This is a genomic window from Baekduia sp., assembly GCF_035318805.1.
Lineage (GTDB): Bacteria > Actinomycetota > Thermoleophilia > Solirubrobacterales > Solirubrobacteraceae > Baekduia.
Genome location: NZ_DATHDY010000128.1, coordinates 1 through 4,522 on the forward strand (window position 1 = coordinate 1; position 4,522 = coordinate 4,522).

Annotated in this window: 5 protein-coding genes; all 5 read right to left on the minus strand. The window is 71.3% G+C overall.

Going from position 1 to position 4,522, the window contains the following annotated elements; genetic code table 11:
• Positions 1-549: 549 nt before the first annotated feature.
• Entirely contained in the window at positions 550-2,139 is a 1,590-nt protein-coding gene (locus VK501_RS25955) for a Na+/H+ antiporter (protein WP_324342735.1), read from the minus strand.
• Between the two features lie 24 nt (positions 2,140-2,163).
• Complete coding sequence (gene ispF / locus VK501_RS25960) at positions 2,164-2,646, minus strand: 2-C-methyl-D-erythritol 2,4-cyclodiphosphate synthase (protein WP_324342737.1); 483 nt, start codon at positions 2,644-2,646, stop codon at positions 2,164-2,166.
• Positions 2,646-3,455, minus strand: coding sequence for a histidinol-phosphatase (locus VK501_RS25965; RefSeq protein WP_324342739.1), 810 nt, complete (start codon positions 3,453-3,455; stop codon positions 2,646-2,648). The genes ispF and VK501_RS25965 overlap by 1 nt, the downstream gene beginning before the upstream one ends.
• Positions 3,456-3,517: 62 nt before the next feature.
• A complete protein-coding gene (ispD, locus tag VK501_RS25970) occupies positions 3,518-4,177 on the minus strand; it encodes a 2-C-methyl-D-erythritol 4-phosphate cytidylyltransferase (protein ID WP_324342741.1) in 660 nt (219 codons plus the stop codon).
• 6 nt (positions 4,178-4,183) lie between these two features.
• On the minus strand, positions 4,184-4,522 hold a 339-nt coding region (locus VK501_RS25975), incomplete at its 5' end, for a CarD family transcriptional regulator (protein ID WP_414641205.1).

Consider the following 4,522-nt stretch of genomic DNA (forward strand, 5'->3'; position numbering starts at 1 on the left):
GCCCCGCGTTCGCGCCGCCCGACCGCTCACCCAGACGCACACGCTCGTCGACCAGCCGCTCGACACCCAGCCGCTGGGCCAGCAGCGCGCCGGAAGCATCACCCCGGCGTTGGCCACCACCCGCTCATCATCGAAGCTGACCGTCGATCGGTCCGACAGATCGTGCACCATGCAGGTGACCTCCTGACGCAGGCCGCCGTCGCCCGAATCGACAGCTTCTTGCCCGCTCAGGAGGTCATTTCACTTCCGCCGCCGGACAGACACCGCCGAAATAACGGTGGATCGAGGCTTAGAGCGGAGAGTTACTGGTGGAGCGCTGCCGCGAGGACGAGCCATGGTGGCTCTCCGTGTCGTCGTCATCCGCTGCGGAGGCCGAAGCGCGCGGATCGATGCCCACACGCAGCGCACCACGGAGACAGCGCATACCACCGACCACCCTGCGGAGCACGAAGGGACGCGCGCGAGGCGGAGCGGCGGTGACGAGCGTCACGGAGTGCCGCCCAGCCAACCCCGCCGGCACCACCCGCCTGTGACGCCCGTCCGCGCCCCCTAGATCTCCAGGCGCGCGTCCTCGAGGTCGAGATCGCGCTCGATCCGGCGCATGATGTCGTCGGTGATCGCGCCGCGGTTGCGCTGGCGGATGATCTCGGCGCGTTCGGCCTCGAGGATCTTGCGGCGCAGGCGCTGGTAGGCCTGGGATCCCTGCTCGATCTCGCCGTCGTCGTCGTCGCCGATGCGCGCCTCGAAGCGGCGGATGCGGAACTCGTAGGCCTGGCGCATCCGAGCCTGGGTCTCCTCGCGCACCCACTCCTCGTCGCGCAGCTCGTCCAGGCGGTCCAGCGCGGCCGTCGACGCGGCGATCCGGGCCCGCGCCTCCTGCTCGGCGACCGTCTCCTCGTCGTCGTAGACCCCGGCCCACTCGATGAGCCGGCCCAGCGTCAGCCCCTGCCCCACGACGGTGACGAGGATCACCGAGTACGCCAGGAAGATGATGAGGTCGCGCCCGGGGAAGGGGTCGCCGGCGTCGGTCGTCAGCGGGATCGCCAGCGCCGCCGCCAGCGACACCGAGCCGCGCATGCCCGACCAGCCCAGCAGCCCGGTGAGGCGCAGGTCCGGCGGTTCGTCGCCGCGCTTGCGCGGGAACCGCCGCACGAGCAGGCGCGCGACGATGTTGAAGGGATAGACCCAGAGCATCCGCGTGATGATCACGGTCAGCGCCGTGAGCGCCGCGTAGCCGACGAGCTGCATCGTGGAGTAGCCGTGGAGGCCGTCGATCACCGTCCGCAGCTGGAGGCCGACCAGCACGAACAGCACCGCGTTGAGCGCGAAGTTGAGGATCTCCCAGAAGCCGACGATCTGGATGCGCGTCGACGGGGTGACCAGCTCCGGCGAGCGCCACCCGAGATAGAGCCCGGCGGTGACGGCGGCCAGCACCGCCGAGACGCCGAGCGCCTCGGCCGGCAGGTAGGCGACGTACGGCGTCAGCAGCGACACCGCGATCTCGGTCGGCGCGTCGTCCAGGCGCCGGCGCACCTCGGCGACGCCGAAGCCGACGACCAGGCCGATGGCGATGCCGGCCGCCGCGCTGAGGACGAAGTTGCCCAGCGCAGCGGCCAGCGAGAACGAGCCCGACAGCACCGCGGCGACCGCGAACTTGTAGGCGATCAGCCCCGTCGAGTCGTTGATCAGGCTCTCGCCCTCGACGATCGTGATCAGCCGCCGCGGGGCGTGCGAGCGCACCGCGATCTCCGTCGCGGCGACCGGGTCGGTCGGCGAGACGACGGCGCCCAGCACGAAGGCCGCCGGCCAGGACAGGTCGTCGATGAACGCGTGGGCGACCACCGCGACGGTCACGGTCGTGGCGGTCACCAGCCCGATCGCCAGGAAGCTGATCGGCCCGGCGTTGGCGCGCAGGTCCTGGACCGAGGTGAAGAACGCGGCCGAGTACAGCAGCGGCGGCAGGAACGCGATGAGGATGACGTCGGGGTCGAGCTCGAAGTCGCCGAGCCCCGGCACGAAGGCCAGGCCCGTGCCGCCGACGGTCAGCAGGATCGGGTAGGGGATCTGCGTGCGCTCGGCGAGCAGCAGGAACGCGCCGGCGCCCATCAGGACCGCAAGCACCACCAGTTCGCCGTGCATCGTCTCGCAGAGTAGGCGGCCCGACTACGGGGCCGACAGCGTGGCGACCGCGAGCGCGGCGACGCCCTCGCCGCGGCCGACGAAGCCGAGGCCCTCGCCGGTCGACGCCTTCACGTTGACCGCGCCGGGGTCGATCCCGAGGCCGTCGGCCAGCGAGGCGCGGATCGCCGCGCGGTGCGGCGAGAGCTTGGGGCGCTCCATGATCACCGTCGTGTCGACGTGGCCGATCGCGTAGCCCGCGCCGGTCACGCGCGCCACGACGTCGCGCAGCAGCGCCATCGAGTCGGCGTCCTTGAACGCCGCGTCGGTGTCGGGGAAGTGCGCGCCGATGTCGTCCAGCCCGGCGGCGCCCAGCAGCGCGTCGATGACCGCGTGGGTCAGCACGTCGGCGTCGCTGTGGCCCAGGAGGCCGTGGGTGTGCTCGAGCTGCACGCCGCCGAGGATCAGCCGGCGCTCCGGGACGAGCCGATGCGAGTCCCAGCCGATGCCGGTGCGGACGCTCGTCATCAGCCCACGGGCTCCAGGCGCACGTTGCGGTGCTCGAAGACGGCGATCTCGGTGACGCCGACCTCGTCGAGCAGCTTCAGCGCCTGCTCGTACTCGAAGCCGAGCTGCTCGGGCGTGTGCGCGTCGCTGGACAGCGCGATCGGGTTGCCCGCGTCGACGACCATCTCCAGGAACGCGCGGTCGGGATAGATCTCGCCGACCGGCTTGCGCAGCCCGGCGGTCGAGACCTCGATCGCGATGCCCGACTCGGCGATCTGCTCCATCGCCAGGTCGTAGTAGAACCGCAGGTCCTTCTCGGGCCAGGGGCGCTCCTTGCCCCAGTGCTTGACGAGGTCGGGGTGGGCCAGGATGTCGAACATCCCGCTGGCGGCCAGCTCGCCGAGCCAGGTGAAGTACGTCTTCCACACGTGGTCGGCCGAGCGCGCGTGGTTCCAGACGTCGTAGCGGTCGTAGTCCAGCGCGCCCTCGGCGAGGAAGTGGATCGAGCCGACGACGTAGTCCCAGTCGCGCTGCTCCAGCAGCGCCCGCATCTTCTCCTCGCGACCGGGGATGAAGTCGGCCTCGATGCCGAGCTTGAGGTCGGTCTGGTCGCGCACGAAGTCGCAGTAGCGGTCGATGTCGTCGTGGGCGTTCTCCACCCACAGCGGGTGCTGCCAGACGTCGAGGGCCGCGGTGAAGCGGTAGATGTGCTCGGCGACGCCGAGCTCCTGGATGCCGCGCTCCTGCGCGGTATCGCGGTAGCGGCCGGCGTTGTCGGCGGTGAAGTACTGCTCGGCGGGCGTCTGGGGGTCGTCGGGACGGAGGTGCACGTGGTAATCGGTCAGCAAGGCGGGCTCGGGGAGAGGGATCGGCGACGGCCGGGCGGGGCCGGCTACCGCGCCTTCAGCAGGGACTCGGCGAGGCGCAGGTCGTCGGGGGTCGTGATCTTGAGGTTGTCCCGAGGGGACTCTACGAGGCGGACGGTCCCGCCCATGGCCTCGACGATCGACGCGTCGTCGGTCGCGGCGGCCAGCACGTCGTGGGGCTGGGCCAGCGCCCGCTCGAGCACCTCGCGGCGGAAGACCTGCGGGGTCTGGATCGCCCACAGGCGGTCGCGGTCCAGCGTGCGGGCGACGGTCGGCGGGCCGGCGGCGTCGGCCTGCTCCTTGACGGTGTCGGTCACGCGCGCGGAGGCGATGGCCGCGTCGGCCTCGGCGTCCAGGCCGGCCAGGCAGGCGCGGATGATCTCCGGCGTCACCAGCGGCCGGGCGGCGTCGTGGACGAGGACGGGATCCCCGGCCAGCGTGTGGTGCAGCGCGGCGCGGACGGAGTGCGAGCGCTCCTGCCCTCCCACCACGCCGCTGGTGCCCGCGGGCGCCTGCACGCCGGCGGGCAGCGCGACGACGATGTGCCCGATCTCGGGCACCGCCTTCAGCGCGTCGATGCTCCACTCGAGCATCGGACGGCCCCCACACATGACGAACGCCTTGGGTCCGGGGGACCCAAGGCGCTCACCACGCCCGGCGGCCACGACGAGCGCGACCGCGGACATCAGGAGCTACTTCGCGGCAGCCGCGAGGCGCTCGGCGGACGACGTCAGGAGGTCGTCGAGGTAGGCCTCGGCCTCGTCCTCGCTCTTCTCCAGCGCGTACATCAGCTCGGAGGCGAGGATCTTCTTGGCGCGCGTGAACATCTGCTTCTCACCCGTCGACAGGCCCTTGTCGTGCTCGCGGATCGCCAGGTTGCGGACGACCTCGGCCAGCTCGTAGATGTCGCCGGTCTTGATCTTGTCGCGGTTGTGCTTGAACCGGCGATTCCAGTTCTTCGGCATGTCCGACAGCTCGTCCTGAAGCACCGTGAGGACCTTCTTGACGCTCTCCTCGTCGATGACGCGGCG